This window comes from Variovorax nivicola, from assembly GCF_051216475.1.
Classification (GTDB): domain Bacteria; phylum Pseudomonadota; class Gammaproteobacteria; order Burkholderiales; family Burkholderiaceae_C; genus Variovorax.
Genome location: NZ_JBPJZK010000002.1, coordinates 350,347 through 375,455, shown reverse-complemented (window position 1 = coordinate 375,455; position 25,109 = coordinate 350,347). Strand labels below are relative to the sequence as shown.

Sequence of the window (25,109 nt, the reverse complement as noted above, 5' to 3'; positions counted from 1 at the left end):
GCGAACCATGACTCTTGCAGCAGCGCCCTCCCCGCCCGTCCCGCAGTTTCCGGCCGCGCCGGCGGGGCGCCGCGTCTTTCTCGAAGTGCAGGACGTGCACAAGCGCTTCGCGGGCGTGCACGCTCTGCGCGGCATCGACCTGACGATCGAGGCCGGCGAGATCTACCACCTGCTCGGCGAGAACGGCTGCGGCAAGAGCACGCTGATCAAGATCATCTCGGGCGCGCAGCCGCCGAGCCAGGGCCGCATCGTGATCGACGGCATGCCGCACGATGCGCTGTCGCCGCTTCAGGCGCTCACGCTCGGCATCGAGACGGTCTATCAAGACCTCTCTCTGCTGCCGAACATGAGCGTGGCCGAAAACGTCGCGCTCAGCGAGCAGTTGGTGAGCACCGGCGGCAAGCTGGCGCGGCGCTTCGACGGCAAGGCGGTCGCCGCCACGGCCGTGCGCGCGCTGGAGACGGTGAAGCTGCCGACCGACGCCGCCTTCCTGGCGCGCCGCGTCGACGAACTGCCCATTGCCACGCGCCAGCTGGTGGCGATCGCGCGCGCCGTGGCCACGCGCGCGCGCATGGTCATCATGGACGAACCCACCACCTCGCTCACGCAGAAGGAGGTGGACAACCTCGTGCACGTGGTCGAGGCGCTGCGCGCGCAGGGCGTGGCGGTGCTGTTCGTGAGCCACAAGCTCGACGAGTGCATGGCCATGGGCGGCCAGGCCATCGTGTTCCGCGACGGCACCAAGGTCGCGCAGGGGCCGATCAAGGGTTTCACCAAGGCCGAGCTCGCGCACTGGATGACCGGCAAGCAGCTCGACGGCGCCCGCTATCGCCACCGCTCGCATGACGGCGACGCGCTGCTGAAGGTCGAAGCGCTGGGCCGCGGCACGCAGTTCAGCGACGTGGGCTTCACGCTGCACAAGGGCGAGATCCTGGGCATCACCGGGCTACTCGACTCGGGGCGCAACGAGCTGGCGATGGCGCTCGCGGGCGTGCAAGCCGCAGACCGCGGCCGCATCTCGCTCGCAGCGAAGGAGATCGTGCTGAAGACACCGGCCGACGGCATCCGCCAAGGCATCGGATATGTGCCCGAAGACCGGCTCAGCGAAGGCCTCTTTCTCGATAAGCCGATCCGCGACAACATCGTCACGGCCGTGCTCAGCCGCCTGCGCGGGCGCTTCGGCGCGCTCGACGGCAAGCAGTGCCAGGCGCTGGCAGAGCGCACGGTGGCCGACCTGCAGATCGCCACGCCCGACGTGGACCGCCCGGTGCAGTCACTCTCGGGCGGCAACCAGCAGCGCGTGCTCATCGGCCGCTGGCTCGCCATCGATCCGCGGGTGCTGATCCTGCACGGCCCGACCGTGGGCGTGGACGTCGGCTCGAAGGACACGATCTACCGCATCGTGCAGCGGCTGGCCGAGCAGGGGCTGGGCGTGATCCTGGTCAGCGACGACCTGCAGGAACTGCTGCAGAACTGCGACCGCATCCTGCTGATGCGCAAGGGCCGCATCGCCCACGACTTCGACGCGCAAGGGCTGGCCGAAAGCGAGCTGTACCGCGCGCTGGTTTCCGACACCCCCTCTCCCGCATTCTCATGACGGCTTCCACCATGCAAGCGCACACCACCGCTGTGCCCGCAGCGCCCGAGCCCCGTGCCCGCACGTCCTGGCGCCACTGGCTCGCGCAGCGCCCCTCGGTCTTCACACTGGCGCTGATCGTGCTGGTGAGCCTGGTGGTGGGCGCGATCAACCCGAGCTTCTTCCAGTTGCCGGTGCTGTTCGACATCGTGCGCGCCTGCACGGTGCTGGGCCTGTTCGCGCTCGGCGTACTGATCGTGCTGGCCGCGGGCGGCATCGACGTGTCGTTCGCGGCGATTGCCGCGCTCACGATGTACAGCATCACCAAGCTCGTGCTGAACTATTTTCCGGAAGCGCCGATCGCGCTGCTGCTGGTGGCGGGTGCGGCCAGCGGCGCGGTGCTCGGTGTGCTCAACGGCCTGCTGGTGCACTGGCTCAAGGCGCCTTCGCTGATCGTGACCATCGGCACGCAGTACCTGTACCGCGGCATCCTGCTGACCTTTGTCGGCACCGTGTTCTTCATGAACGTGCCGCTGCCGATGGATTCCTTCGGCAAGCTCGCGCTCTGGCGCTTCGACACGCCGCAGGGCCTGCACGCGGTGCTGCCGGCCACCGTGCTGGTGCTGGCCGGTGCGGCGGTGCTGACCTGGTGGCTGCTGAACCGCACGCTGATCGGCCGCGCGGTGTACGCCATCGGCGGCAGCCTGGCGATTGCAGAGCGGCTGGGCTACAACCTGCGCACCGTTCACATCTTCGTGTTCGCGTATGCGGGCTTCCTGTCAGGCCTCGCGGGCATCGTGCATGTGTCGAGCACGCGGCTGGCCAATCCTTTCGACCTGGTGGGCAACGAGCTGGACGTGATCGCTGCCGTGATCCTCGGCGGCGCGCGCATCACCGGTGGCAGCGGCACCGTGGGCGGCACGCTGCTCGGCGTGGTGCTGGTCACGCTGATCAACAACGTGCTGATCCTGGCGGGGGTGCCCAGCACCTGGCAGAAGGTGATCATCGGGGCCTTCATCCTCGTGGCCGGGGCCTGCTTCGCGATGCGCAAGCAGGGCTGAGGGCTTCACGCCCATATCAAAGGGCGGATCGACGACGGTCAAAGCCGGGCATCGACCGGTTGAATCTGCCGTCCTCGTTTGCCCTGAGCCACCGCAACGCCACCCACAACGTCGCACCGGCAAGCAGTGCGCTGGGAATGGCGACGATCAGCAGCCCATGGCCGATCATCGACGGGCCCCCGATCCGCTCGCTGACCCAGCCCGTGAAGAAAGGGCCGCTCCCGCCCCCGCCCACCGTGTTCAGGAATGCAGCCACCGCAATGACCTGCGCCCTGAAAGCCCTCGGCGCAAGCACCTGAATCGGGATGGCCGACAGCGCCAGGTACATCGCGAACAAAAGCGCCGTGCTGGCGTAGAGCACCATCGCCAATGTCGTGCTCGCCACCAGGTAGGTTCCCGCAATGAGCGGAACGACCGCGAGTGTCACGCCCATTGCGATCTGGACGATCCGCCGGGCAGCGAGTTCGTCCGGCGCCCTGCTTGCAAGCACCCCGCCCAGCAAGGCACCGCCCAACCCGAAAAAGATGTTGATGGGACCCAGGATGCGCCCGACATCGGCCGCGCCCAGGTGATGAACGCGAATGAAGAACGAAGGCGCCCATGCCGACTGCGAGTAGAAGCCGACCGTGACGAGCATGCCGCCGATCAGGTACGGCGCGAAGAAGCCGATCCGGTCTTTCACAGCCCCGGGGAAAGTGGCGCTCGCCGTGGGCAGCGCCGATGGCTGCTGGCGAACGGGTTCGCGCACGGTCGCGAGAAGAACCGCACCAAGCAGCAGCCCGGGCGCCCCCACGCACACCAGAACGCTTTGCCAAGGCTCCAGCACGCCGACAAGCGGCAGCGACAGACCGCCGGACTGCGTGAACCCTCTGAGCAAAAGGCCGCCCAGCACGAGCGACAGGCCACCGCCCACAAAGGGCGCGGTCATGAAGACGGATGTTCTGCCCACCAGCCGGCGCGGCGAGAAACTGTCGGTGAAGATCGACAGGGCCGCCGGGATCAGCCCGGCTTCCGCCACCGCGGTGACCGCCCGCGCCGCCATGAAGGCGTGGAAATTGGGTGCGAGTCCGCACGCGATGGTCGCAAGAGACCACACCAGCACGCAGACGCCAGCGATCCTCACGCGGTTCCCTTTGTCCAGCGCCCGCGCCAGCGGGATGCCCATTACCGCGTAGCAGACCGTGAACGCAAAGCCCTGTACCAATCCGATCTGGGCATCGTCGATGGAGAACGAGTGCTTCAGCGCATCGACGAGGATGCTGACCACCGTCCGGTCGATGTACGAAATGATCGCGCACAGCCAGAACACGCAGACGACATACCAGCCTCTGGATGGGGTCAACAAGTCGGCCTGTGGGGTTGCAGCGGAGACGGTCATGACACCGCCGACGGCTCGATTCCGGCGTCGGGATCGGCGGGGAAAAATCGCAATGCGTCGCGGCACACGACGCCGGCCTTCATCACCAGAACCACCGTGGATGCGGGGTCGCGAAAGACCGTGATGTCTTCGACGGGGTTCTTGTCCAGGACGATCAGATCGGCATCGAAGCCCGCCTTGATCCGTCCCACCTGCTCGTCGATGCCCAGCAGTTCGGCATTCACCGATGTCGCGGAGCGCAACACATTCAGCGATGAACTCAGTTCTCCGCGCAGGACGAGTTCATGGGTTTCCTTCCCCTGAAGCGAGCCCAGCAAGTCGGTGCCGAGACCGACCTTGACGCCTGCTCTTTCGCCGTGCCCGATTGCTGCGTACATGGCGTCCACCAGGTACTTGAGTTTGTCGAGCGCGCCGGCAGGCAACCGGACCTCGCCGTCGAGCATGTGCTTGACGATGCCCAGGGTGGGAACCACGAAGGCGCCCTTGCGGGCGACGATCTCAGCGGCCTCGCGGTCCATCATGCTGGCGTGCTCGATGGAGCGAACGCCGTGCTCGGCACACCGCACGATGGCTTCCTTCGTGTGCGCATGCGCCATGACATAGCTTCGCCACCGCGCCGCCTCTTCCACGGCAACCGCAATTTCAGCGTTGCTGAACTGCTGCGACCAGATGGGATCGGTGGGCGACAGTACGCCGCCGGAAACGAATATCTTGATGTGATGCGCGCCCTGGCGAAACTGGTCGCGCACCGCCTCCCGAACATGGTTTTCTCCGTCCACCACACGCGTGAAGGCGCCAACGAGGTCGCACTTGCAAGGCGAGGCGGCCCGGTGTCCCCGCATGTCGCCATGCCCGCCGGTCTGGGACAGCGCCTTGCCTGCAATCAGGTAGCGGGGCCCCTCGAGCAGCCCTTCTTCCAGCGCCTGCACCAGGCCCTGCTCGCCTCCTCCGGCATCGCGGATGCTGGTGAAGCCCTGCTGCAGCATGTTGCGCAGATAGCGCCCGGCATAGTGGGCGAGGTAGGACGGTTGCAGCTTGTCGAGGCTGCCCACGTCGAGACTGGCTCCGGTGGCATGCGTGTGCGCGTCGATGAGGCCTGGCATGACCAACCGCCCCCCAAGGTTCACGCGACGGATGTCTGGCCCTGCAGCCCTCTCGCCGTCACCTCGTTCGACGGAAGAAATCTTCCCGTCCGAAATCCCGATGGCGTGGTGGTCGTCACCGAAGTAGCGATCGCCGTCGAACAATCTTGCGTGGGTGAGAACGAGCTGCGGTGACATGGATGCCCCTTTGCGGCCAATTCTAGAAATGGGGGTGGCATTTCTCTTGTCTCTGCATGCATGGCGATTGATCCTGCGTGCCGATCCTGGGCCCTTCGAGATTCTTTTCCATGGGATATGCTGCGCGGCGCAATCTTTGAACTTGGAGTGAATCGATGGAAGACGTGAAGATCCTTCAAATCATGCCCGCCGAAGGGTGGGTCGCCGTATACGACGGCGGCGATGAAGGAGAAATGGAAGAGCCGCTGGCCTGTTTTGCGCTGGTGCAGGTCGACTACAAAAATGGCGACGGTATCCAGACCGAAGTACGCGGAATGGCGCCCGACGAAAAGGTCATGGCGTTCGTGGAAGACGCTACCAACTTCGTGACGGTTCGCCGCGCTGAAGACACCGAAGACGAAGAAGAAGACGAGGCAGCCGAGTAGCTTTTCCCTGGCAGGGCTGGCAGGCCTCAACGGGAGGAGACACTGCCAGCTTTCCGCCGGAACTCTCCCGGCGTGATTCCATAGGTATCCCGGAACAGACGGGTGAAGTGGCTCTGGCTCGAAAACCCCGCCTTCGCCACCACGTCCACCAACGTGGAGTTCGATGAACGAATCAGCCCGCGTGCGACCTCGAGCTGCTTGTGAACGATGAACTGATGAGGGGACGTCCCTGTGGATTTCCTGAAGATGCGAACAAATTGCGACTTGCTCATGCCGACGCTTGTCGATAGTTCCATGAGAGTCAGCTCACTCATCGGCTTCTCGGCAATCAGCTCGTTCAGTCGCGACCATTGCCATTCCGTCAATTTCCCGCGCTCTCTTACCGGGGCCTGCCCGCGGCTTCGGATCAGGTGTGCCAACACGCCGCAGCTCAACGACTCGGCGTAAAGAGGCCCGTTGGGGCAGCCGCGCTTGACTTCTCGCAGCATCGCCCGGAGCACCGCGGTCAGGGCAGGATCGTAGAACTCGACGGCCTGCCGAAGATTCACCAACAGGTCTTCTTCTCGCTCCAGGCCTTGATGTTCGAGCGCTGTCAGATCGAGTGGGAGCAGCAGTCGGCGGGCGTCCCGGCAGTCGACCTGGCTCACCCGAACTCGTGTTTCTGCGTTGAACAGCGTCAACGAGCCAGCGCTTGCATTGAGGTCGTACCCGCGACCGCCCACGGTCATGCGTGACGTGACGGCGCCGGACTCGATCAGCGACAGCGTTGGGGCTAACGTGGTGAAACTGCTTGTCCAGGGGCCCTCCGGGGTACCGACCCACGCGAACGGCAGGCCGTTCCAGGCGGCGGTCAGCGATGGCGCAAGAAGACTCGCGTTCTCGCGATTCCGCGCTGCTTCGTCAAGTGCGGTCCGACCTAGCTTGAACACCATATTTCCTCCAGGACGTGGGCGATCCGACGCGACAACCCCGCCACTCTAGTGTTTTCGATGAGGGTCGTTTGTTCAAAAGTGAGTCGAACGAGCAAGACCGGATTTCGCTTGCACATTGAAATCGGCCAGCGGCGGTCAATCACGCCGCGCGGCCGTGCAATTTCTGCTCGCCGAACAAGAAACCCGGAGATAGACAATGACCAGTGAGCGGTATCGTCGTTGCAATCAATGGCATTTTCCAGTGGTCGCACTCTTGCTTGCAGCATTGACGGCATGCGGAGGAAGCGGGAACGGCAGTTCGACACCCAGCCTGGTCTTGCCTCCCGTGCCACCTCCGACCGCCGTATCGGGTGCTCAAGGCCTCGAATGCGACGACTCGATGAAGACCGGCTTCGCGCCGGACGCAAACACCACGGTCTTGCTGGCGAAGTCATTCAAAAAGGGAGACCCACTCCTGCTTTCCGGCACCGCAACGTCGACAACTCCCATTGCGCAAAGCGACTTGTGCCTGGTGAAGTTGATCGTGGGGCCGGGGCACACCGGACCTTCGGACGCCCCCTCCACCTCGGCCGGGATCGGAATCGAAATATGGTTGCCCGGCAAGGCTGCCTGGAACAAGAAGATTCATTTGATCGGCGGCACCGGCTGGGCGGGTGGAACCCAAACCTCCCCGAGCGTGATCTCGTTCAGTCCGCTCACCAGCCCCTGGGATGTGGCCGGCGTGGAGGGCGCTGTATCCGCAACGACCGATACAGGGCACACCGTGTCCAACGGCGACTTCCTGATGAACCCCGATGGAACAGTGAACACGGTGGGATGGTCCGATTTCTCGGAGCGCGGCATTCATGAAATGACGGTAAAGGCCAAGGCGCTTGCCAGGGCGTACTACGGATCGGACGCGAAATACACCTACTGGCACGGCAGCTCGACGGGAGGGCGCCAAGGGCTCAAGCAGGCTCAGGCGTATCCGGGTGATTTCGACGGAATCATTGCCAGCTCGCCAGCCATCAACTGGACCAGGTTCAATACCGCCATGCTCTATGGCCAATTGATCACGCAGCGCGATCTTGGCGGCGTCGCCACGAGCGTTGCACAGGTCAATGCGGTATCTGCCGCGGCACTCAATGCATGCGATCTGGTCGGTGGCAAACATCTTGGGTTCCTGATCGACCCCTCTCAGTGCACATACGACCCGCAGCAGGACCTGCAGGTGCTTTGCACTGGCAGCGGGGGCAGCAATACAGACCCGACCACCTGCGTTTCAAGCGCGCAAGCACAGAGTCTCAATAAAGTTTGGTACGGGCCGACGCGAGATGGCTCGGTGCCCGCTCCGGCGACGGACACGGGATACGCCGTCGGCCTGACAGGGCTGCATCTGTGGTACGGCTATCCACGCGGCGCGCCGCTTGCGACTTCACCATTTGGAGGCGGTGCAATCTTTGGCCCATTGAATCCACAGACTCTGGCAACGGATACGGTTGCACTTATTCGGCAGGACCCCACGCTGGGAACGCCGAGTTTTCTCAACGCCACAGGGAACGGGGTCGATGGCTGGAAGAACCTCAGCTATTCCGACCTCGGCAGCATTTTTGATCGTGGAAATGCACTTCAAACCGAGTTCAGCCGCATCAACACAGACAACCCCGATCTGACGGCGTTTCAAGCGCGTGGCAGGAAGCTCATTACCTTTGTTGGACAGTCAGATGATCTGATTCCCCATCAGGGGCTGCTGCAGTACTACGCCGCCGTGGCGAATCAGCTCAATGCTTCATTGAAGTCGCCACCCGCCAGCACTTTTGCTGCGGTGAATTCTTTCTACAAGCTCTATCTCGTTCCTGGGATGGGGCACTACGGAACGAATGGGACCGTCAATGTCGACGCGAATCCACCGCTTCCCAGCGAGGCGCTCAAGTACGCGATGTTGACCGACTGGGTAGAAAAGGGAATCGAGCCAGGGCGCGTCGATGTGACAAGCACGGCGACAGCGACCGCGCCCGGCAAAGGTCAGCCGTTCTGCGTCTATCCACTGAAGGCGACCTACCAATCGGGGGATATTTTTGCCGCCGGCAGCTACGCATGCCGGTAAAGATCAGACCTTGAGCCTGTACCCAGTCTTGAAGATCCAGCGCACGGCGATCACGCACAGCGCCAGGAACACGAGTGTCACGCCCATGCTGATCGGCAGGCTCACGTCGGAGACGCCATAGAAGCTCCACCGGAACCCGCTGATCAGGTAGACCACCGGATTGAACAGCGAGACCTTCTGCCAGAACGGCGGCAGCATGTGGATCGAATAGAAACTCCCGCCCAGGAAGGTCAGCGGCGTGACGATCATCAAGGGAATGATCTGCAGCTTTTCGAAGCCGTCGGCCCAGACGCCGATGATGAAACCGAACAGGCTGAACGTCACCGAGGTGAGCACGAGGAAGGCCACCATCCACAGCGGGTGCGCGATCTCGTACGACACGAACAACCGGGCGGTGATCAATATGATGATCCCGAGGATGATCGACTTGCTCGCCGCCGCGCCAACGTAGCCGCACACAACCTCGACATACGAGACAGGCGCGGACAGCACCTCGTAGATCGTGCCCGAGAACTTGGGAAAGTAGATGCCGAACGAGGCATTGGCGATGCTCTGCGTCAGCAGCGACAGCATCACCAGGCCCGGGATGATGTAGGCGCCGTAGGCGATGCCGTCGACATCCACCATGCGCGAGCCGATGGCCGAGCCGAACACCACGAAATACAGCGAGGTGGAGAGCACGGGCGAGGCCACGCTCTGCATCAGGGTGCGCCACGTGCGCGCCATCTCGAACAGGTAGATGGCGCGGATTGCGTACATGTTCATGCTTGCCCCCTCACGAGGCTGACGAAGATTTCCTCCAGCGAGCTTTCGGAGGAATGCAGGTCCTTGAAATCGATGCCGAGCTCGCCGAGTTGGCGCAAGAGGCCGGCGATCTGGTTGTCGTCGCCCTGCTTGTCGAAGGTATAGATCAGCGAGCGGCCGTCGTCGGCCAGATCGAGCTGGTAGCGGCCAACGAGTGCTTCGGGAATGGCAGCCAGCGCGTTCCGAAGGCTCAGCGTCAATTGCTTCTTGCCGAGCTTTTTCATCAGCACGGCTTTGTCTTCCACCAGGATGATCTCGCCCTTGCGGATCACGCCGATGCGGTCGGCCATCTCCTCGGCCTCTTCGATGTAATGCGTGGTCAGGATGATGGTGACGCCGCTTTCCCGCAGCTTGCGCACCATCTCCCACATGCCGCGTCGCAACTCCACGTCGACGCCGGCGGTGGGTTCGTCGAGAAAAAGAATCCGGGGTTCATGCGACAGCGCCTTGGCGATCATCACGCGACGCTTCATGCCGCCCGAAAGCGCCATGATCTTGGTGTCCTTCTTGTCCCACAAAGAAAGATCGCGAAGCACCTTCTCGATATGGGCCGGATTCGGCGGATAGCCGAACAGGCCGCGGCTGAAGCTCACCGTACCCCACACGGTTTCGAAGGCGTCGGTGGCCAGCTCCTGTGGCACCAGGCCGATCTTCGTGCGTGCGGCCCGGAAGTCGGTGACGATGTCGTGCCCATCGGCCAGCACCGTGCCTTCGCTTGGGTTGACGATGCCGCAGATGATGTTGATCAGCGTTGTCTTGCCCGCCCCGTTGGGGCCGAGCAGCGCAAATATCTCTCCTCGGTGGATGTCCAGATCTACACGCTTGAGTGCCTGGAATCCCGACGCGTACGTCTTGGAAAGCTGATTGACCGAGACGATTGGCGGCACGAGACCTCTTTGAGTCTGTAGGGGGAGGCTGGAATCTTACGCTTGGGTCGCGCTGGGGCTGAGGCTGCACTCGCTGCCTCCTGGAGTGCGCGGTCGAAGTGGCAACCGGCCGTCTCAAAAGCTGAAGAGGTCTTGAGCACTTCCATTCAATCTCGCTAGAAGAGCCCGCGCTGTGACGTCGTCAAAGCCATGAAGCTTTCTCCAATGGGCTGAAGAATGGCATCGGCAATCGGCTGAAGCTGCCTGGTCAGGTAGTGTTCGTAGTCGATTCGGGACTGACGAATCTCCATGGGTTCAGGGCCGCTGCGAGTCATGACATACCGGATCCAGCCGCCGTTCTGATACTGCCTGGGTCGGTTGACCCGGCTGTTGTGATCGTCAGCAATCCTTGCCGCACGTACCTGCGGCGGTACGTTGACCAGGTAGGCATCGAGGCGGTGGCGCAGGCGCTTCCTGTAGATGAGCAGGTCGTCCATCTTGCCCGCCAGCAGCGCCTCTGCATAGTCGGTCACGAACTCCTTGTACGGCTCGTCGTGGAAGATGCGCGAAAGCAGGCCTTCCTGGAACTGGCGCGCCAACGGGGTCCAGTCGCTTCGAGCCATCTCGAGACCGCGATAGACCATCTCCTCCTTGCCGTTGGCGTCGACGCTCAGGCCCGCATACCGCTTCTTGCTGCCCACATCCGAGCCGCGAATGGTCGGCATGAAGAACTTCCTGTAGTGGGTGTCGAACTCGATCTCGAGGAAGTTCTGCAGGCCGTGCTCCTCGCGAAGGGAGTTCGTCCACCATGCGTTGATGTCTCTCACCAAGGTGGTCGCGACGGCGTGTGCGTTCTCGTTGGTGTGGGTACGCCTGAGCCAGATGAAGATGGAGTCGGTGTCGCCGTAGATGACTTCGTAGTTGCGGTCTTCCACGAATTCGCGCGTGAGCTTCATCATCTCGTGGCCACGAAGGGTGATGGCGGACACCAGTTTGGGATTGAAGAAACGGCAGTCGGCCGCACCCAGCACGCCGGCGAAGGAATTCATGAGCAGCTTCAGGGCCTGGGACAGCGGCTCGTTCTTCGTCCGCTTGGCTTCGTCCCGGGCGCGCCAGAGCGTGGTCACGATTTCCGGCAGGCAATGCTTTTCGCGTGAGAAGACAGTCCCCTGCGGGCCCTTGACGAGCGTGGCCGCGTCGCCAGTGTTCGAGCCCTCGATGAAGCCGACCGGATCGACAAGGAAGGTCCGGATGATCGAGGGGTAGAGGCTCTTGTAGTCCAGCACCACGACGGAGTCGTAGAACCCCGGCTTCGAGTCCATCACGTAGCCGCCGGGGTAGGCCTTGCTCGCAATCTCGCCCACGTTCGGCGCTACGTAGCCCTGGCGATGCATCCGCGGCAGGTAGTGATGGCTGAACGCGGCGATGGAGCCACCGAAGTGGTCGGCCTGCAGGCCTGTGGTCTGGGCCCGCTCCATCACGAACTGCAGCAGCTTCGCCTTGTCGAAGATGCGCAGGACCAGCTCGCAGTCCCGGATGTTGTAGAGCGCGAGCGCGGGCTTGTCTTCCTGGTACCGCCGCTCGATCTCCGCCATCTTGTCGTACTCGTCGCCGATGGCCTTGCCCTCGCCCAGCAACGTTTGCGAGACGGTCTCCAGGCTGAAGGAGGGAAAGCTCCACACGGCGGCCTTGAGGGCGTCGATGCCATCGATGATCACCCGGCCGGGCATGGGCGCGAACAGGTAGCCCTGATTGCCCGGATGGGTGCGCCATTCGATGGGCCGCCGCTCCCGCCCCAGAAGGAGCTGCGTCCCACACTCGTTGGCAGTCTTCTGAAGCACTCGTAGGTCGAACTGGATGACGTTCCAGCCGATGATGACATCCGGGTCGTTCCGCTCGAACCAGTCGTTGAGCTTCTCGATCATGGCCTTGCGGGTCGGGCAATAGATGAGCGAAAAGTCCATGGGCCCACCTGACCCGGATGGCGGCTCTGCTGGCGGCTCTCCCAGCATGAACACGGCACGGTCTTGCGTACCGTCCAGCGCAATGGAATAGAGCTTCTCCTCCTGGCTGGTCTCGATGTCCAGCGACACCACCTTCAGCACCGGCCGGAACTCGGGCGCTGGCTTGAGCTTGCAGTCGAAGATGGTGGAACGGTCTGCCCGCCCTCCTTCCACCAGCACGCCAGCGGTGATGAACCGTTCCATCAGGTAGCGATCGTGCGGGCGCACATCGGCTTCGAGCAGGGGAATGCCCTGTGCCTGGAGGGCACGCATCAACCGGCCGAGTTGGCGGAAGTGCTTCGCATAGACACCGGTGACGGGTTCCTGATGAAAAGTCTTCAGCTCGAGCTCACGTATCTGCAAGCCTGGCATGGCCATGAGTTGCGCTTCTACCGCCGCCCTGTGCGGGGTTGCGACGAATGCGACGGAGGTCTGGGAGGTCAGGACCACCTTCACTGGCCCCGCATCTGTTGCCAGCCAGTACTCGATCTCCGTGCCGGCGGGCGCATCCCGCCAGTGGCGAGTGAGAATGAAGCCCTTGAGTTCGGTAGACGTCACGAGAGCTTGGTGAATCGGATAGGACAAGAGAGTGGACTTGGCGTGGCCGATTTTCGCCCGGCTATGTCCAATTGCTGTCTGTGCAGGCGAGGGCCAGGCAGTCCCGCGCCATCTGCCCTGCTGGAGGTCATCACGCCTCAACGGCCCGCGCGCGTAGCAGGGTACAAGCAGAAGATCGACGAGACCCCATGGATCGTCGCCAGCGTGCGCCACACGCTTGACGGAGCCGGCTATGTCAGCCAGCTAACGCTGGAAACCGAGCAGGCTGCTGGTGTCGAGGGGCAAGAAGGCCCACTCGCCGATGCCTAACGATCCGCCGTGACGCCCCCCTGAGTACATGCGGGTTCGGTGCAGTGCACGCCGGCATGCATAGTTGCTTAGCTGCTGATCGTGCATGCGTTCTCTCGGCACTCAACGCAGAAGCAATAGCCAACCGCCCCGCCGAGCAACGAACTCCTCTAGAAGCACTTAGCAAGTGCTTAACTTCACCGTTTTGTAGAAGCTGCTACTTTTGGGCTCTTTCGTTGTTATGACATCCGCTTACATAATCTCCATGGCTCACATTGCAGTTATAGAGTTCTGCCGCTTGCGATCGCATTATTCATGTTGATACGTTCGCAGTTGAAAAATAGGAAGGCGTCTCGGCAGATTTCTGAGCGCTTACTTTGATACTCACATCGGGAGGAATTTAAATGAATCGCCTGCTTCAATTATTTTTCTTAGCGCTTGCACTATTTTTCTTTCCTTTAATTTCAGCGCACTCAGCAGAATATCAGCCAGTTACTGCCAGCAGTTCGAGCCAATTGTGGCCACTAACCTCAGCCTACGATGGCAATAATTCAACCATCTGGAGCAGCAACACTCATGCGTCTCCCGCAGCCACGGAGGAAATCGCTTACTGGTGGTCGGGAGATCAGAGCGTCAATTATGTGAAACTGCTGCCGCGCTACGTGCAGTCTTGTGCCGCGCTCGGATTTCCCATAGATTTTAAAATATATTATTCCGGCGGACCCAATAATTGGGTAGAAATCGGAAACTACGTAGACTATCCTCGGCCCAATCGATGTGATTGGATTATCATTCCCCTTCCAACAACTGTTCAGACGGGGGGAATTCGCATTATCGCCACGAAACTAGGTGGCGACGATGCGGGGACTCCAGTTTTCCAGCTGGCAGAGGTCAAGGCGGGGATTGATACCGGCTTCAATCAACTCTCTTTTGGCGGCAACAACGCGGCTGCCTTGCCAAATAAAACACAGGTTGCGGGGATTCAAGCGAATCCGTTCAATCCAACTCGACTCAGCAACTGGAACTACGACGAGCGAGGATCTTCGATGATTGCACCAAATCCTGGTGCGTATCGAAACATCTATTCCCCTCAAGCGGTTCAATTAAGCGGGTCTGTTTGGCGCATATATTTTCATGGTTGGGACGGAATTTCCCCTCCCTTATATGACCGTATATACACCACCGTTTCTTTCGACGACTTCATGAACTTCGACGCGCATTATGTTCAGATCGATCATGGCAATTGCCTGAACGTCGGAAATGAATCAGTGGTACGAGTCGCTCCAGGAGATTGGCGCATGACTTATACATGCATGCGACCGGACAATCTCAATAAGACCGGCTATGCCACTTCAGGCGACGGAGCAAATTGGAATCCAAGTACAGGAGGCTCCAGCATGATCAATGTCACGGGCTACCCGAACTGGACAGCCGGCGATTACAACGGCGTTAATCCAATTATTAAAGATTCCAATTCTGTCTGGCACTACTACTTCATGGAATCGAGCACCAACCCGGGGGTAGAGCATGCTACGAGCACCGATGGCGTGAACTTTGCGTTTGTCAATCGCGCTCAGCAGGAGCCAATGCGAGCATTGAATGACGTAAAAGCCTTTTCGTATGGAGGTTCCACCCACTATCTTTCGTGCTATCACATGGGACAGTCGAATTTGTGGATGTCCACCAGCACAAGCCTGAGCAATCTTGGCTCGACCAAAGTTGCCTTCAGTAGCTATAGCAACGAAGACAAGATGATGATCACATGCGGCTGGGTGCAGGATGGCACGCGGGTGTATGGAATGTTGTACGGCGCATGTGCCGCCGATTGCGACCCCGCTGCCCCAAGTCGAAATCGCTTGTTTGCTCGCTGGCTTCAAAAGAAAGTTGTCTTCCAAAACAATTACGTAACTTGGGACGTAAATACTGGATTTGGAATGAAAAACTCTCGGCTGGCCATGAGTAATAAGATCGAGACCGGCGTCTTTAAAATTTACGACACTGATGGGCAAACGCTGCTGTACACGAGCCCACTTGTCACAGTGCGGGAAGGTGATCTGTGGAACTACGCCGGACCGTAGTCGATCTTTCTTATCCGCTCTTGCATTGAATAGCGCGGCGCTTCGCAGCTCCGGCGTCCGCCCGTGCTACCGAGAGTGATTTGAAGCAGTCCCTCCAACTCGGGCATTGCAAAGCGCTTGCGCAAACAGCCCACGCCGAGCAGCAAGGTGCCGCCCCCGGTAGTGATCACCCGCCGGGGCGGCGATCAGCACAGCTGGAGTCGCGCCGACCGCGACACGTACAGCGGCGTGAAGCCTTGGTGGAACAACATCAAGACGGGGCGCCGAAGCAGCGTCATCGCCGGCCTGAGCGGCCGCGCGAAGGAACTGCGCACGACCTTCGCGAGCGAAGCGGACGCTCTGGCCGCGGCCCGCGCCGAGTGGTTGCGCATTCAGCGCGGGATCTTCGATTTCGAGATCACCCTCGCCTACGGCCGCGCCGACATCACGCCTCAACGCCCAGCGCGTGTGGCCGGCTACAAACGGAAGATCGACGAGACACCGTGGATCGTCGCCAGCGTACGGCACACGCTTGACGGCAGCGGCTACGTGAGCCAGCTCACGCTGGAGACCGAGCAGGCCAAAGGCGTGGAAGGCCAAGAAGGCGCGAACCTAGAAGCTAATGCTCGGCCAGGAGTGCCAAGGCCCATTCGCCGGCGTCGTGATCCGAACTTGAAGCGAAGGATCCACGAGCGCGAACCTTCGATGATCTGGAGATTCAGGCCGGGGATGCCGCCGACGTTGTGGTCGCCCTCTTCCCTCAGGCGCCCCACCTCCATCGCAGACAGTTCACGAGATCGCTTCGGCGTTGCTTCCTACCGGCCATACAACAGGCCATCCCCGAAGCACTTTCACGGCGCGTTACGGCTGCTTGGGGCGGCCAAGTATAGGCACTCTCCCAATGAGAAACGCGCCCTGAGGCGCGTTTCGGCATGTTGAAAAGTTGTTCCTGGCGGAGAGTGTGACCACTGGGCGTAGGCGCCAGAACGTGTCACATCAGATCATCGCGCGCCGCCTGGCAATGACCCTCAAGATCAGCTAACTGCCACAGCGCTTCACGCCAACGCACGAAGTCGCACAGTGGCGGATGGGGAGAAGGATGGGGGAAGGCTGGAAAGTTCCCTGAGCGGACCGAAGGCGGACGCACACGGGCTACCCACTCTTGAACTCCTCCGCTCGATGGTGCGCCATGTATTTCTCGTGCTCGGGCTTCAGCGCGATCTTCATCGAAGGCGTGATCCCAAGTTTGGCGGCCTCAGCGAGAAGGGGTGAGAGACGAATCGCCCCGTCCATCTCGAACGTGATAAAGCCTTTGTCAAACGCCTTGTCCAGATTTGGCGAAAGCAGCAGCCCGTTCCACTCGTCCAGTCGCTCACTGTTCGTCGACTTCTTCCATGGTTTGATGTGAGACGCAACAAGGAGGCTAGTGTCGCTAAACCCCGTCACAGCGCAGCCGCTCCAATGCAGCAACACCTTGTCTCGGAACGAGCCCTGCCCGATCCTGGACTTGATCAGCGCCGTCTTCTCGGTCGTCGTCGTGGTCGGATCGCTGATGATCTGCTCAAGGTCGCCCTGCACGTCATCGCTACCGTTACTCTTGAGATATGTGGCGAACTGCGACAACGTGGCGCTGTACATGTGATGCCCGCGCGCATTTCGCTCTTTGAAGACGGGCAGTTCCTGGATGCTCGGGGAAATGGCGTCAAAGGCTGAAGAACTGGTCAATGCGATCAGGGGACCTGAGATCAGGCCGCTATCCATCACCCATTGGGAAAGTGCGCCACGGAGCGCTCCGTCGTAGCTCCTCGCTGAGGACTTCGACAGCCCTTTGTGGATCATCCAGTCGTAGAAGTTCATGCAGTAAGAAGTCAGGGAAGTCCGGGGACGAACTCTCGATAGTGGGCGGCAATGTCGGCGGCCTCGAACTTGCAGGAACCGTCATCGCCAAATGTCACCAGCCCCGAGTCATAGAGGGCATGGATGTCTTTGCGAAGCAAGATTCCGTCAGCGGCTTGGTTGTGCCCCAAGCGCCAATCTCTGCCGGTTCGGTGTGCTGCATCAAGAGCTTCGACTATCCGACAACCCGTCACCCAGCAAGCGCCGTTGTATGCCAAGAAGACACGACGTCTGAAGGCGGCTTGCTCTGGTCGAGAAGCAACCCTTGCAAACTTACTTGCGCGGATGCGCAGCGAGGTCTTGTCATCTCCTTCGTCCTGCCCCTCCCCCGTGAGGTCAGCATTCGAGTGATGCTCGCCTGTACCGTCAGACCAGAAGGCATAACAGTCCCGTCGTTCCGCAATGTCATCCCGCCTAAATTCCTTGAAGAATCCCGGCGAACAGCGCCCATCGGCACCGACGATCAAGGATGTGAGGATCGGCTCTCCTGCATCAAGACAAGCATGGCCCAAATGATCCATCGCGTGACGATGCTCGAAGGGCCTTATCTGAAAAGGTTGCCGAGCTTCTGCGTAAGTGACGGTCCGGCCGCTTCTGGCGACCTCGATCAGCCACTCCCTCATCGCGGGCAACTTGGCCACATAGCTGGACCCAGCATTGGGGATCTTTTTCGTCTTACTCGGCCGATCAGGGAACAGGCCGTCTGCGGGCGATAGCCGATGGTGCTTTGCGTGCGCCCTTAGTTTTCCTATCGGGACCTCTTCGCCTAGTTCCGCAATCACAGCCCCATCTTCGCCAGCAATCAACGACGTTATCGCCCGAACCGCCTCCTCATCAAACGACTGAATAACCTTGGTTGCCGCATTCGGGTCGACAGCCGTAGCTAAAACGGCGTAGCCAGCGATTCCTCCGGACCAGAGGATGCGCAACTGATCAATCCGCTCTGGCAAGCCAGGCGAGGCCCTCGTCCTCTTCGCCGACCGACCTGCGAGTACGGGTACGTAGCGCCCGTCCGGAGAAAGGTCATGCGTCCAAACACGCAGAAGCACTCCATCTGCATTCCGCGCTCCCCATGACCATCGGGCATTGCTCAGCGGAAAACCAAGACGTTCAAAAAGCTTAGTGATGCTCATACAACCTCGAATCCGAAATCGACTCCTAGCCTAAATCGATTGTCAAGCCGCGTGCAGAAGGTCTGCGCCTTGCCGAACTCAGCATGACGCCAAAGCCAACGGTGCAGCGGTTGCGCGCGTCGATAACCGCAGGGCAAACAATTTCGTAATGCTAGTAAAAGCCAGCTAGACAAATTCAAAATGCCATGCAAGCATCTGTGTCTATATATTAAATGGGCAGGATCATTGTATGGCAGCGCATGGGCCGCATTCTAGAGTTTCTCAATTTTTTGGACTCAATAGAAATCAAAATACGCTCGATTTTGTGGATGTGCCAATTGGCAACGATGCTGCGGTATTTCTCGATCCCTCACGACTTCGAGCGATGGATACATCATGGGCTACTGAGTGCAATTCATTATTGCAGCATTTCTTTGAAACTCTTTTGCGATGCCTTGCAGAGAATAACGAAGCTTTCGGTCTCAGCATGCTCACAGCGCTCAGCGAAAAAAATGAGTTTCATCTAGGGCTTTGCAAAGGAAAATCGGACGGCCGCGCATTTGGTCCGAAATATGCCGGCCGCGTCTGGTCAACTCTACAGAAAAGCGCAGCCCGTGGCAGTGGATTACTCAGAGATCTAGAAGACACAATCTTGTTCATCGAGGGCATTGGCCCAGATCGAGTTTCCGATGCTGTCTGCAATGTAATACGTGGCCCATTAATTAAGTACACGCAAGCGATGTGTCAGTACTACGATATTCCGCTTACTCAAGATGTACCCTCGGGCCCAGTGTGGGATGCGACCACAGAGACGTGGGAGGAAGCCATGATTCCCCTTCCGACGACGCCTTATGGTCCACTCTTACTGGTTCCCAAGATCGCAGTTCGACATCGGCTTGTCTATGACTCGAATAATTATTTCACGCACTACCTGTTGCCAGAGATGCGGATACACGAAATACAAATGCGAACCGGCCTCGTGCATTTATTGAAATCAACCGGCGAGCCGCGCGTAACAAAGAAATCATTAAAAGAGAAATACGGAGTGACTAAGCTGACAATAGTCGATCAGAGCATTAAGCATCCAGGAGCTCTGGACCAATACCGGCAATCACTCCCACGTCGATCAGCGGCGATCTCCCATGAGCAGCTTGCGAGCATTGAAAATATCGCGCCCCCAAATTTTTCGGCGCTCCTGCGCGCTGTCACCGAGACGCCCGTAGGACGTGACGCAGCTTCCGCTTACGAAGACGCAATTGAGCGGCTTCTTAGCCCTCTATTTTTTCCAGCTCTCACTTCGCCGACTAAGCAACATCAGATACATCAAGGTAGGAAGAGAATTGATTTGACGTATCTGAACACTGCGTCAACGGGCTTTTTTTCGTGGTTGCACCAGCACTATCCAAGTGCTCATATCTTTATTGAATGCAAAAACTACGGGCGTGAAATTGCAAATCCAGAGCTTGATCAGCTGACGGGGCGGTTCTCACCGAGCAGAGGACAAGTTGGGCTATTGGTCTGTCGCTCTCTTGCCGACGCGGCGCGTATCGAGAGAAGCTGTAGAGATACGGCTAACGATCATCGCGGTTTTGTCATGGTCCTGACGGACGCTGACCTCACCGAACTCGTCCGAAGCCTGAGTACGGATGGCCTTGGGTTCGAGATGCTTCGGACCAAATTCCAGAATCTGATCATGTGAGCCGCTTACATTCTGCTTACCGACTGCGCCGACGGCCCGAACCAAAAAAAAGCATGCGCCCTTTTGACCACTCGGCGGATACCCGCAAGTAGTGTCACCAAGCCCCACAGTGTGCGTGCTCGTCGACGCGTCGCATGAAGGTCACGTCTCGCGGGCCATCTCTGCGGCTCACCCAGTCGCATTTGTTCTGGTGGGTACTTGGATGGGTGAAGCTATTTTTCACTCCATCAGTGGACAGTCAGTCATCACTCGTTGGGAGCGCTATGCACGGGGCGTCACTACCGCATCTTCCGCGTCGCAACGCCTTCCAGACCTTCGCGAGGGAGAGTTCTGCTGCGCTGCAAGTTGACATCAAACAACGCGATGTGCGATGGCGAGCTGTCCAAGATATACCCCTTGGCCACCTCGTTCCCGCCCTTGAGAAACTGCACGCAGACCGCCTTTGACTTTTCGCAGCCAAGATGAAAATCGGCCAACTCTTGCTCCGCAGCTGATTCCCCCACCGATTCGGCAATGACAGCCGGAATCGCCGCAATGGCAACGGCAAGGAACAACGCGAACGGAAGGAAAACGAGGGCCAGCAGAGATTTCAGCACGTACCCAGCTACCTTCCCCCAGGCGGTTTGAAGCCAGGCCCATTGCTTGGTCTGCAGACGGTCCAAGCCCAAGGGGGAGAGCAACAACCACACATAGACGCCCAGCGGAATCGATGCGAGCAGCACCCACAGAAAGTTGTGGAAGATTGCCGTCAACGACTGGATGCCGAAGGTGACGAGGCCGTTGTAACCACCGCTCAGTATCCAGTCGGCGGCCTTCGGAAACAGATCCGAGTCGACTGCCCACTGCCGTAGGTAGGTTCGATGAATCTGGCCTCCGAGCAGATGGAGGCAAACGGCGCCTGTGGCAGCCAACGCGGCCAACACCGAAAGCACAGCCTGCAGGCTGAGGCGCGGCCGGGAAGACGGGGCATTGAACGATTCAGTCATGTAGGGAATTTAGCTCGCCCTCGTAGCCGATTGAGCTATCCGCGCCCATTCACACATACCGCCTCTGATCAGTGTGGTGCTGCGCCACACCAGTCCGCCGGAAAACCACGGAGTCAAGGGGAGCTTGCATGTTGGCCTGCGGCCGCTAGGGCGGCGCGTTCATCCGAGAATACGAAGGTACGGATTTTTCTCGACGATGGCCGCTCGGTGCTTGGACTTGAGAAAGTCGACGAGATCGCCCTGTCGATGCAGCAGCATCACGATCTCCTCTAGCGAGCACAGTGTCATAGTTTTCTGGGCCAGCGCGGTGGTGCACTCTTTGATAACCGGTTCCGTGAAGCCGGATGACGAAATCAAGATGCCATGGGCATTCGCTCTGAGAAAGAGGCGCCCCAAATGAGGAAAGAAATCCCCTGTACCTACCGGCTCCTTGAGCCACTTCATTTCTACGAGATGGACGATGCCGTCGATCTCGATCACCCCATCAATTTGCTCGACCGTCGTCGACGTATCTGGATCCTTCCGTCGAAAGTCTTCTCGAACCAAGATCCCGTGGGCCCTGAAAAGGTCGTTGAGCACACCTTCCAGCAGTTTGCCGCGTTCCTGGGGCCTGTCATCCATCCCGAATAGAGCGGCGAGCCGGTGCCCGACATCTTCAATCTTTGCTTGCTTTTCGGCTGCTGCAGCTTTCGCGGCGCGCACTGGCGCCAAAGCTGCCTCACGATCTTCGTCCCGCTGCTGCTTCATCTTCGTGAACGAGTCTTTCGCGTTCACAGCCTCCCGCACACTCGCGACCAGGCCTTTGGCCTTGAGACGATCCTCATCCCAGCAAGTGTCGAAGTTCTCGACCTCGGTGACCCGCTTGATAATTTCTCGTCTTGGTCGCAGCCCACTGTCGCCCCGCGCATTCACTTTGGCGAGCACTTTGCGCACAATCTCGAACTTGTTGATCGATCCAGGATTGGTGCGAACAATGGAGTCCACCTCTGCGAGATCTTCGGCAGCCACCCCCGCGCCTTGCAGAAACAGAACTACGCCTTTCTTGCCTCGATTGAGGCGAGCGATTGTCTCGACAAGCAATTCAAGGACGTGGGGCGGATAGTGAAATTCTTCGGCCATGTGAGCAGATTCTGCCCGATGCCGCACCTAGCGCCACCGCGCTCAGCATCCCGTACACGCTTCCAACGTGGCGTCAGCGCCACAAAGAAGTTCGACGGATAATTTCACACCGTCTCATGCCAAGTCACGCGCGTGACTGCCTCTAGATTTCCCTAGGAAACCTCGTGAAACTCGCTGGATCGAATCCAGTTTTCACTGATGGGGATATAGATGGGTAAGGCAAAGGAGATGGGTGCACTGGAGGTGTCTCGGATCACCCGGCGCGGGATGAACTTCGTGGGCGGCGTGGCCGGCCTCGGCATGAACGTGAACGCCGGCGGCTCGCGTAGCTGGGTCCTGCGGGCCCGGGTCGGCGGCATCCGTCGAGACATGGGGCTGGGCGGCTACCCCGACGTGCCGCTGGCGCAGGCGCGCGAACTCGCCCGCGAGGCCCGAGCGCAGATGCGGCTGGGACTGGACCCTATCGAGGAGGGCAAGAAGCTGCGCAGCGCGCTCATCGCGTCGCGCGCCTCGGCCATCACCTTCTCCAAGGCCGCGACCCTCTACATCGAAGCGCACGAGGCCTCGTGGAAGAACGCGAAGCACCGGCAGCAGTGGGAGAACACCCTGAACACCTACGCGAAGCCGGAGATCGGCTCGCTGCTAGTGCGCGACGTGGAGCTGCCGCAGGTGCTCAAGGTGCTGGAGCCGATCTGGAAGGAAAAGACGGAGACAGCGTCGCGACTGCGCGGGCGGGTCGAGTCGGTGCTGGACTGGGCGACGGCGCGGGGCTACCGCATGGGGCCGAACCCGGCGCGCTGGAAGGGACACCTGGACAAGCTGCTGCCGGCACCGGGAAAGATCGCGAAGACGGACCACCACCGCGCCCTGCCCTACCGGCAGATCGGCGAGTTCATGACTCGGCTGCGGCAGGCGGAGGGCGTCGGCGCCCGGGCGCTGGAGTTCACGATCCTGACGGCGGCGCGCTCGGGCGAGGTGCGCGGGGCGACGTGGGGGGAGTTCGACCTGGACGGCGCACTGTGGGTCGTGCCGGCCGAGCGGATGAAGGCGAAGAAGGAACACCGCGTGCCGCTGTCGGATCGAGCGGTGGCACTACTGCGGGCCCAACTGAAGATCAGCCACAGCGACTTCGCATTCCCGGCGCCCAGGGGCGGGATGCTCAGCGACATGACGCTTACGGCAGTGCTGCGCAGGATGGGGGTGGACGCCGTGCCGCACGGCTTCCGCTCGACCTTCCGCGACTGGGCGGCCGAGCAGACGGACTACCCGAACGAGGTAGCGGAGATGGCGCTGGCGCACGCCGTGGGGAACAAGGTCGAGGCCGCCTATCGACGCGGCGACCTGCTGGAGAAACGCGTCCAATTGATGACGGACTGGGCCGCATTCACAAATATGACACGACAATCAGACTAGGGCTGATGCTGATCTTTGCGCCGCCTTCGGGTTCTTGGTTCAGCCCCAGTCGTAAACCCAACCGCCGCGCGAGTCACCATCCCTCTACTCTCGATCACCTGAGTCCGATCGATCTTTTCCGCCCAGTCACGCGATTGATGCGGCATGCATAACGCGGCAGTCGTGACCTCATGGCCGTGATCCAAAGTGCACCGCTTCCCAGCGACGCGTGGGCAGCGAATCGGCCGGTCGCGAGGCAAATCTGTGTGGAACAGTGTCGCTTCGAAAGGTTGTCCCACATAGGGAACAGGTACGAGCTTGATCGCGCAGTTCGGCAAGCCTACGCCCCCTCCAGATCATCGCGATGGACTCAGTTTGTATGTTCCCAACGAGATGCCCTTGACTCGCCGAGTAGTAGCAAGGGTAGACACAGCCTTGACTATCAATGTACAGGCGCGTATGGGTGCAGCAGCAACCTTGCACTTGATCGAAAACACTGCCTCTTTCGCTTCTGCGCACACGCCGATAGGGCAACATGATCCTGATGCCTCCATCCTCAGGGAACCGCGCGGATACATCTGCCACAAAGGACTCAAAGCTCGCCCAGTACTCCCTTCGACTATGTTCGTTGCCGAGCTCCGCCTCTCCGCGAGGGACACGAGGAAAGAAAGAGAAGCTCTTCACTCTGCCCACGTAGTGCTCAAGAAGCGCACGTGCATGCGTCAGGTTGTGTTCGGCAACAACACAACTGATGTTGACTGGTTGCTTCGCAGAGAGGCAATTTTCGATTGCCTGCTTCGCCTTTCTTGCGCCTGCACCGCGCTGGGCGTCGCTCGTGTTCTCGTCTAGGCTGTCCAAACTTATGGAAATGAGCGCGCGCGGAGCCGATTCAAATACTCGCTCGGCAAACGCCGGGTCTGCAAGGCGGATGCCATTTGTGTTGACCGTCAAGATCGGGATTCCCGAATTGGCGGCTGAAAGAATATCGAGAATCCCGGGGTGCAGCGTCGGCTCACCACCGGAGATCAGCAGCGAAAAGACTTGAAGATCTATCAGCTGCGAGACCGTGTCTAACGCAACTGCAGTGTCGATGTCATGACCTCGCAACGGAGCTGCAGAGCAGTATGTACAGTCCAACTGACAGCGAGACGTAACATCGAACTCCACATCCAGCGGAGCAGAGCTCATACTCGGGGTGGTTTCCATTGCGATCAGATCAGGTTCAGATCGCGAACCGTCTTTTCAAAGTCGGCGACTTCCCGCGGGGTCAGCGGTCCAGGGTTAGATCGAATCTCCTCGATCAACTCCCCGCCCTTCAAACGCTCGAAGATTGCGATCGCAGACAGATCCAGCTTGTAGACCGATGCAGAAGGGCCATGCACAAGGAATCCACCCCAGTCCTCCCGCCTGATGGCGATGTGCGGAAGACGCTCACCTGCAGCGGGAGATTTACTGATCTGCAAGATCGGGGCTGCCGTGGCCATCTCTGGTTTGGCCATGCCGTGAATCCACCCCACCTCAGCAAAACCATCGTCAGTCAGCACGGAGTGATCGTGATTGACCTTGGCGAGATACAGTTCAATTTTCATTG

The 25,109-nt window shown here is 60.1% G+C and carries 21 protein-coding genes; 9 read left to right on the top strand and 12 right to left on the bottom strand.

What is annotated here, in order from left to right:
• Positions 1-7: 7 nt before the first annotated feature.
• Positions 8-1,597 carry a sugar ABC transporter ATP-binding protein gene (locus ACSFBF_RS10350; RefSeq protein WP_435466570.1) on the top strand — a complete coding sequence of 530 codons (1,590 nt, stop codon included), beginning with the start codon at positions 8-10 and terminating at the stop codon, positions 1,595-1,597.
• Positions 1,594-2,637 (top strand): ABC transporter permease, encoded by a 1,044-nt coding sequence (locus ACSFBF_RS10345; RefSeq protein WP_435466567.1) that lies wholly within the window; start codon positions 1,594-1,596, stop codon positions 2,635-2,637. Before ACSFBF_RS10350 ends, ACSFBF_RS10345 begins: the two co-directional genes overlap by 4 nt.
• Positions 2,638-2,653: 16 nt before the next feature.
• Here ACSFBF_RS10345 and ACSFBF_RS10340 read toward each other — a convergent pair whose 3' ends face one another.
• Together ACSFBF_RS10340 and ACSFBF_RS10335 are read right to left on the bottom strand one after the other, a co-directional pair.
• Positions 2,654-4,015: an MFS transporter gene (locus ACSFBF_RS10340; protein ID WP_435466565.1), complete on the bottom strand. Its 1,362-nt coding sequence runs from the start codon at positions 4,013-4,015 to the stop codon at positions 2,654-2,656.
• Complete coding sequence (locus tag ACSFBF_RS10335; RefSeq protein WP_435466563.1) at positions 4,012-5,295, bottom strand: metal-dependent hydrolase family protein; 1,284 nt, start codon at positions 5,293-5,295, stop codon at positions 4,012-4,014. The genes ACSFBF_RS10340 and ACSFBF_RS10335 overlap by 4 nt, the downstream gene beginning before the upstream one ends.
• 155 nt (positions 5,296-5,450) lie before the next feature.
• Between ACSFBF_RS10335 and ACSFBF_RS10330 the strand changes: the two genes are divergently transcribed.
• Complete coding sequence (locus tag ACSFBF_RS10330) at positions 5,451-5,720, top strand: hypothetical protein (protein WP_435466561.1); 270 nt, start codon at positions 5,451-5,453, stop codon at positions 5,718-5,720.
• Positions 5,721-5,746: 26 nt separating this feature from the next.
• Here ACSFBF_RS10330 and ACSFBF_RS10325 read toward each other — a convergent pair whose 3' ends face one another.
• Positions 5,747-6,652 (bottom strand): helix-turn-helix transcriptional regulator, encoded by a 906-nt coding sequence (locus ACSFBF_RS10325; RefSeq protein ID WP_435466559.1) that lies wholly within the window; start codon positions 6,650-6,652, stop codon positions 5,747-5,749.
• 379 nt (positions 6,653-7,031) lie between these two features.
• On the opposite strand from ACSFBF_RS10325, the gene ACSFBF_RS10320 reads away from it, so the two are divergent.
• Complete coding sequence (locus tag ACSFBF_RS10320) at positions 7,032-8,738, top strand: tannase/feruloyl esterase family alpha/beta hydrolase (RefSeq protein WP_435466557.1); 1,707 nt, start codon at positions 7,032-7,034, stop codon at positions 8,736-8,738.
• Positions 8,739-8,741: 3 nt separating this feature from the next.
• On the opposite strand, the gene ACSFBF_RS10315 is transcribed toward ACSFBF_RS10320, so the two are convergent.
• The 3 genes from ACSFBF_RS10315 to ACSFBF_RS10305 all read right to left on the bottom strand — a co-directional run bounded on the left by ACSFBF_RS10315 (position 8,742) and on the right by ACSFBF_RS10305 (position 12,969).
• On the bottom strand, positions 8,742-9,503 hold the full coding sequence (locus tag ACSFBF_RS10315; protein WP_435466555.1) for an ABC transporter permease: 762 nt from the start codon (positions 9,501-9,503) through the stop codon (positions 8,742-8,744).
• The gene (locus ACSFBF_RS10310) at positions 9,500-10,429 is read right to left on the bottom strand and encodes an ABC transporter ATP-binding protein (RefSeq protein WP_435466553.1); all 930 of its coding nucleotides are present in this window, start codon (positions 10,427-10,429) and stop codon (positions 9,500-9,502) included. The genes ACSFBF_RS10315 and ACSFBF_RS10310 overlap by 4 nt, the downstream gene beginning before the upstream one ends.
• A gap of 155 nt (positions 10,430-10,584) precedes the next feature.
• On the bottom strand, positions 10,585-12,969 hold the full coding sequence (locus ACSFBF_RS10305) for a DNA polymerase II (protein WP_435466551.1): 2,385 nt from the start codon (positions 12,967-12,969) through the stop codon (positions 10,585-10,587).
• A 42-nt stretch (positions 12,970-13,011) separates the two neighbouring features.
• Here ACSFBF_RS10305 and ACSFBF_RS10300 point away from each other — a divergent pair, with 42 nt between their 5' ends.
• The 3 genes from ACSFBF_RS10300 (at position 13,012) to ACSFBF_RS10290 (ending at position 16,253) form a co-directional block, all read left to right on the top strand.
• On the top strand, positions 13,012-13,278 hold the full coding sequence (locus tag ACSFBF_RS10300) for a hypothetical protein (RefSeq protein ID WP_435466549.1): 267 nt from the start codon (positions 13,012-13,014) through the stop codon (positions 13,276-13,278).
• Between the two features lie 383 nt (positions 13,279-13,661).
• Positions 13,662-15,335: a discoidin domain-containing protein gene (locus ACSFBF_RS10295; protein ID WP_435466547.1), complete on the top strand. Its 1,674-nt coding sequence runs from the start codon at positions 13,662-13,664 to the stop codon at positions 15,333-15,335.
• Positions 15,336-15,452: 117 nt separating this feature from the next.
• Positions 15,453-16,253 carry a hypothetical protein gene (locus ACSFBF_RS10290; RefSeq protein ID WP_435466545.1) on the top strand — a complete coding sequence of 267 codons (801 nt, stop codon included), beginning with the start codon at positions 15,453-15,455 and terminating at the stop codon, positions 16,251-16,253.
• A 213-nt stretch (positions 16,254-16,466) separates the two neighbouring features.
• Here ACSFBF_RS10290 and ACSFBF_RS10285 read toward each other — a convergent pair whose 3' ends face one another.
• A complete protein-coding gene (locus ACSFBF_RS10285; RefSeq protein WP_435466543.1) occupies positions 16,467-17,171 on the bottom strand; it encodes an HNH endonuclease in 705 nt (234 codons plus the stop codon).
• 11 nt (positions 17,172-17,182) lie between these two features.
• A complete protein-coding gene (locus tag ACSFBF_RS10280) occupies positions 17,183-18,343 on the bottom strand; it encodes an HNH endonuclease (protein WP_435466541.1) in 1,161 nt (386 codons plus the stop codon).
• A gap of 229 nt (positions 18,344-18,572) precedes the next feature.
• On the opposite strand from ACSFBF_RS10280, the gene ACSFBF_RS10275 reads away from it, so the two are divergent.
• Positions 18,573-20,021, top strand: coding sequence for a hypothetical protein (locus ACSFBF_RS10275; protein ID WP_435466539.1), 1,449 nt, complete (start codon positions 18,573-18,575; stop codon positions 20,019-20,021).
• Positions 20,022-20,299: 278 nt separating this feature from the next.
• On the opposite strand, the gene ACSFBF_RS10270 is transcribed toward ACSFBF_RS10275, so the two are convergent.
• Complete coding sequence (locus ACSFBF_RS10270; RefSeq protein WP_435466537.1) at positions 20,300-21,007, bottom strand: hypothetical protein; 708 nt, start codon at positions 21,005-21,007, stop codon at positions 20,300-20,302.
• Between the two features lie 159 nt (positions 21,008-21,166).
• Positions 21,167-22,126: a restriction endonuclease gene (locus tag ACSFBF_RS10265; protein WP_435466535.1), complete on the bottom strand. Its 960-nt coding sequence runs from the start codon at positions 22,124-22,126 to the stop codon at positions 21,167-21,169.
• Positions 22,127-22,354: 228 nt separating this feature from the next.
• Here ACSFBF_RS10265 and ACSFBF_RS10260 point away from each other — a divergent pair, with 228 nt between their 5' ends.
• The gene (locus tag ACSFBF_RS10260; RefSeq protein WP_435466533.1) at positions 22,355-23,539 is read left to right on the top strand and encodes a tyrosine-type recombinase/integrase; all 1,185 of its coding nucleotides are present in this window, start codon (positions 22,355-22,357) and stop codon (positions 23,537-23,539) included.
• A 168-nt stretch (positions 23,540-23,707) separates the two neighbouring features.
• Here the strand turns inward: ACSFBF_RS10260 and ACSFBF_RS10255 are convergent, their stop codons facing one another.
• Together ACSFBF_RS10255 and ACSFBF_RS10250 are read right to left on the bottom strand one after the other, a co-directional pair.
• Positions 23,708-24,724 carry a radical SAM protein gene (locus ACSFBF_RS10255; protein WP_435466531.1) on the bottom strand — a complete coding sequence of 339 codons (1,017 nt, stop codon included), beginning with the start codon at positions 24,722-24,724 and terminating at the stop codon, positions 23,708-23,710.
• Positions 24,725-24,729: 5 nt separating this feature from the next.
• Positions 24,730-25,107, bottom strand: coding sequence for a hypothetical protein (locus ACSFBF_RS10250; RefSeq protein ID WP_435466529.1), 378 nt, complete (start codon positions 25,105-25,107; stop codon positions 24,730-24,732).
• Between the last annotated feature and the right edge of the window lie 2 nt (positions 25,108-25,109).

Excerpts from the sequence above, each read along its gene's own strand:
- ACSFBF_RS10275 (WP_435466539.1), top strand. The coding sequence starts at position 18,573 with ATGGCAGCGCATGGGCCGCATTCTAGAGTTTCTCAATTTTTTGGACTC.
- ACSFBF_RS10320 (WP_435466557.1), top strand. The coding sequence starts at position 7,032 with ATGAAGACCGGCTTCGCGCCGGACGCAAACACCACGGTCTTGCTGGCG.
- ACSFBF_RS10250 (WP_435466529.1), bottom strand. The coding sequence starts at position 25,107 with ATGAAAATTGAACTGTATCTCGCCAAGGTCAATCACGATCACTCCGTG.
- ACSFBF_RS10255 (WP_435466531.1), bottom strand. The coding sequence starts at position 24,724 with ATGGAAACCACCCCGAGTATGAGCTCTGCTCCGCTGGATGTGGAGTTC.
- ACSFBF_RS10345 (WP_435466567.1), top strand. The coding sequence starts at position 1,594 with ATGACGGCTTCCACCATGCAAGCGCACACCACCGCTGTGCCCGCAGCG.
- ACSFBF_RS10285 (WP_435466543.1), bottom strand. The coding sequence starts at position 17,171 with ATGAACTTCTACGACTGGATGATCCACAAAGGGCTGTCGAAGTCCTCA.
- ACSFBF_RS10265 (WP_435466535.1), bottom strand. The coding sequence starts at position 22,126 with ATGGCCGAAGAATTTCACTATCCGCCCCACGTCCTTGAATTGCTTGTC.
- ACSFBF_RS10280 (WP_435466541.1), bottom strand. The coding sequence starts at position 18,343 with ATGAGCATCACTAAGCTTTTTGAACGTCTTGGTTTTCCGCTGAGCAAT.
- ACSFBF_RS10270 (WP_435466537.1), bottom strand. The coding sequence starts at position 21,007 with ATGACTGAATCGTTCAATGCCCCGTCTTCCCGGCCGCGCCTCAGCCTG.
- ACSFBF_RS10350 (WP_435466570.1), top strand. The coding sequence starts at position 8 with ATGACTCTTGCAGCAGCGCCCTCCCCGCCCGTCCCGCAGTTTCCGGCC.
- ACSFBF_RS10335 (WP_435466563.1), bottom strand. The coding sequence starts at position 5,295 with ATGTCACCGCAGCTCGTTCTCACCCACGCAAGATTGTTCGACGGCGAT.
- ACSFBF_RS10295 (WP_435466547.1), top strand. The coding sequence starts at position 13,662 with ATGAATCGCCTGCTTCAATTATTTTTCTTAGCGCTTGCACTATTTTTC.
- ACSFBF_RS10340 (WP_435466565.1), bottom strand. The coding sequence starts at position 4,015 with ATGACCGTCTCCGCTGCAACCCCACAGGCCGACTTGTTGACCCCATCC.
- ACSFBF_RS10325 (WP_435466559.1), bottom strand. The coding sequence starts at position 6,652 with ATGGTGTTCAAGCTAGGTCGGACCGCACTTGACGAAGCAGCGCGGAAT.
- ACSFBF_RS10315 (WP_435466555.1), bottom strand. The coding sequence starts at position 9,503 with ATGAACATGTACGCAATCCGCGCCATCTACCTGTTCGAGATGGCGCGC.
- ACSFBF_RS10330 (WP_435466561.1), top strand. The coding sequence starts at position 5,451 with ATGGAAGACGTGAAGATCCTTCAAATCATGCCCGCCGAAGGGTGGGTC.
- ACSFBF_RS10260 (WP_435466533.1), top strand. The coding sequence starts at position 22,355 with ATGGGTGCACTGGAGGTGTCTCGGATCACCCGGCGCGGGATGAACTTC.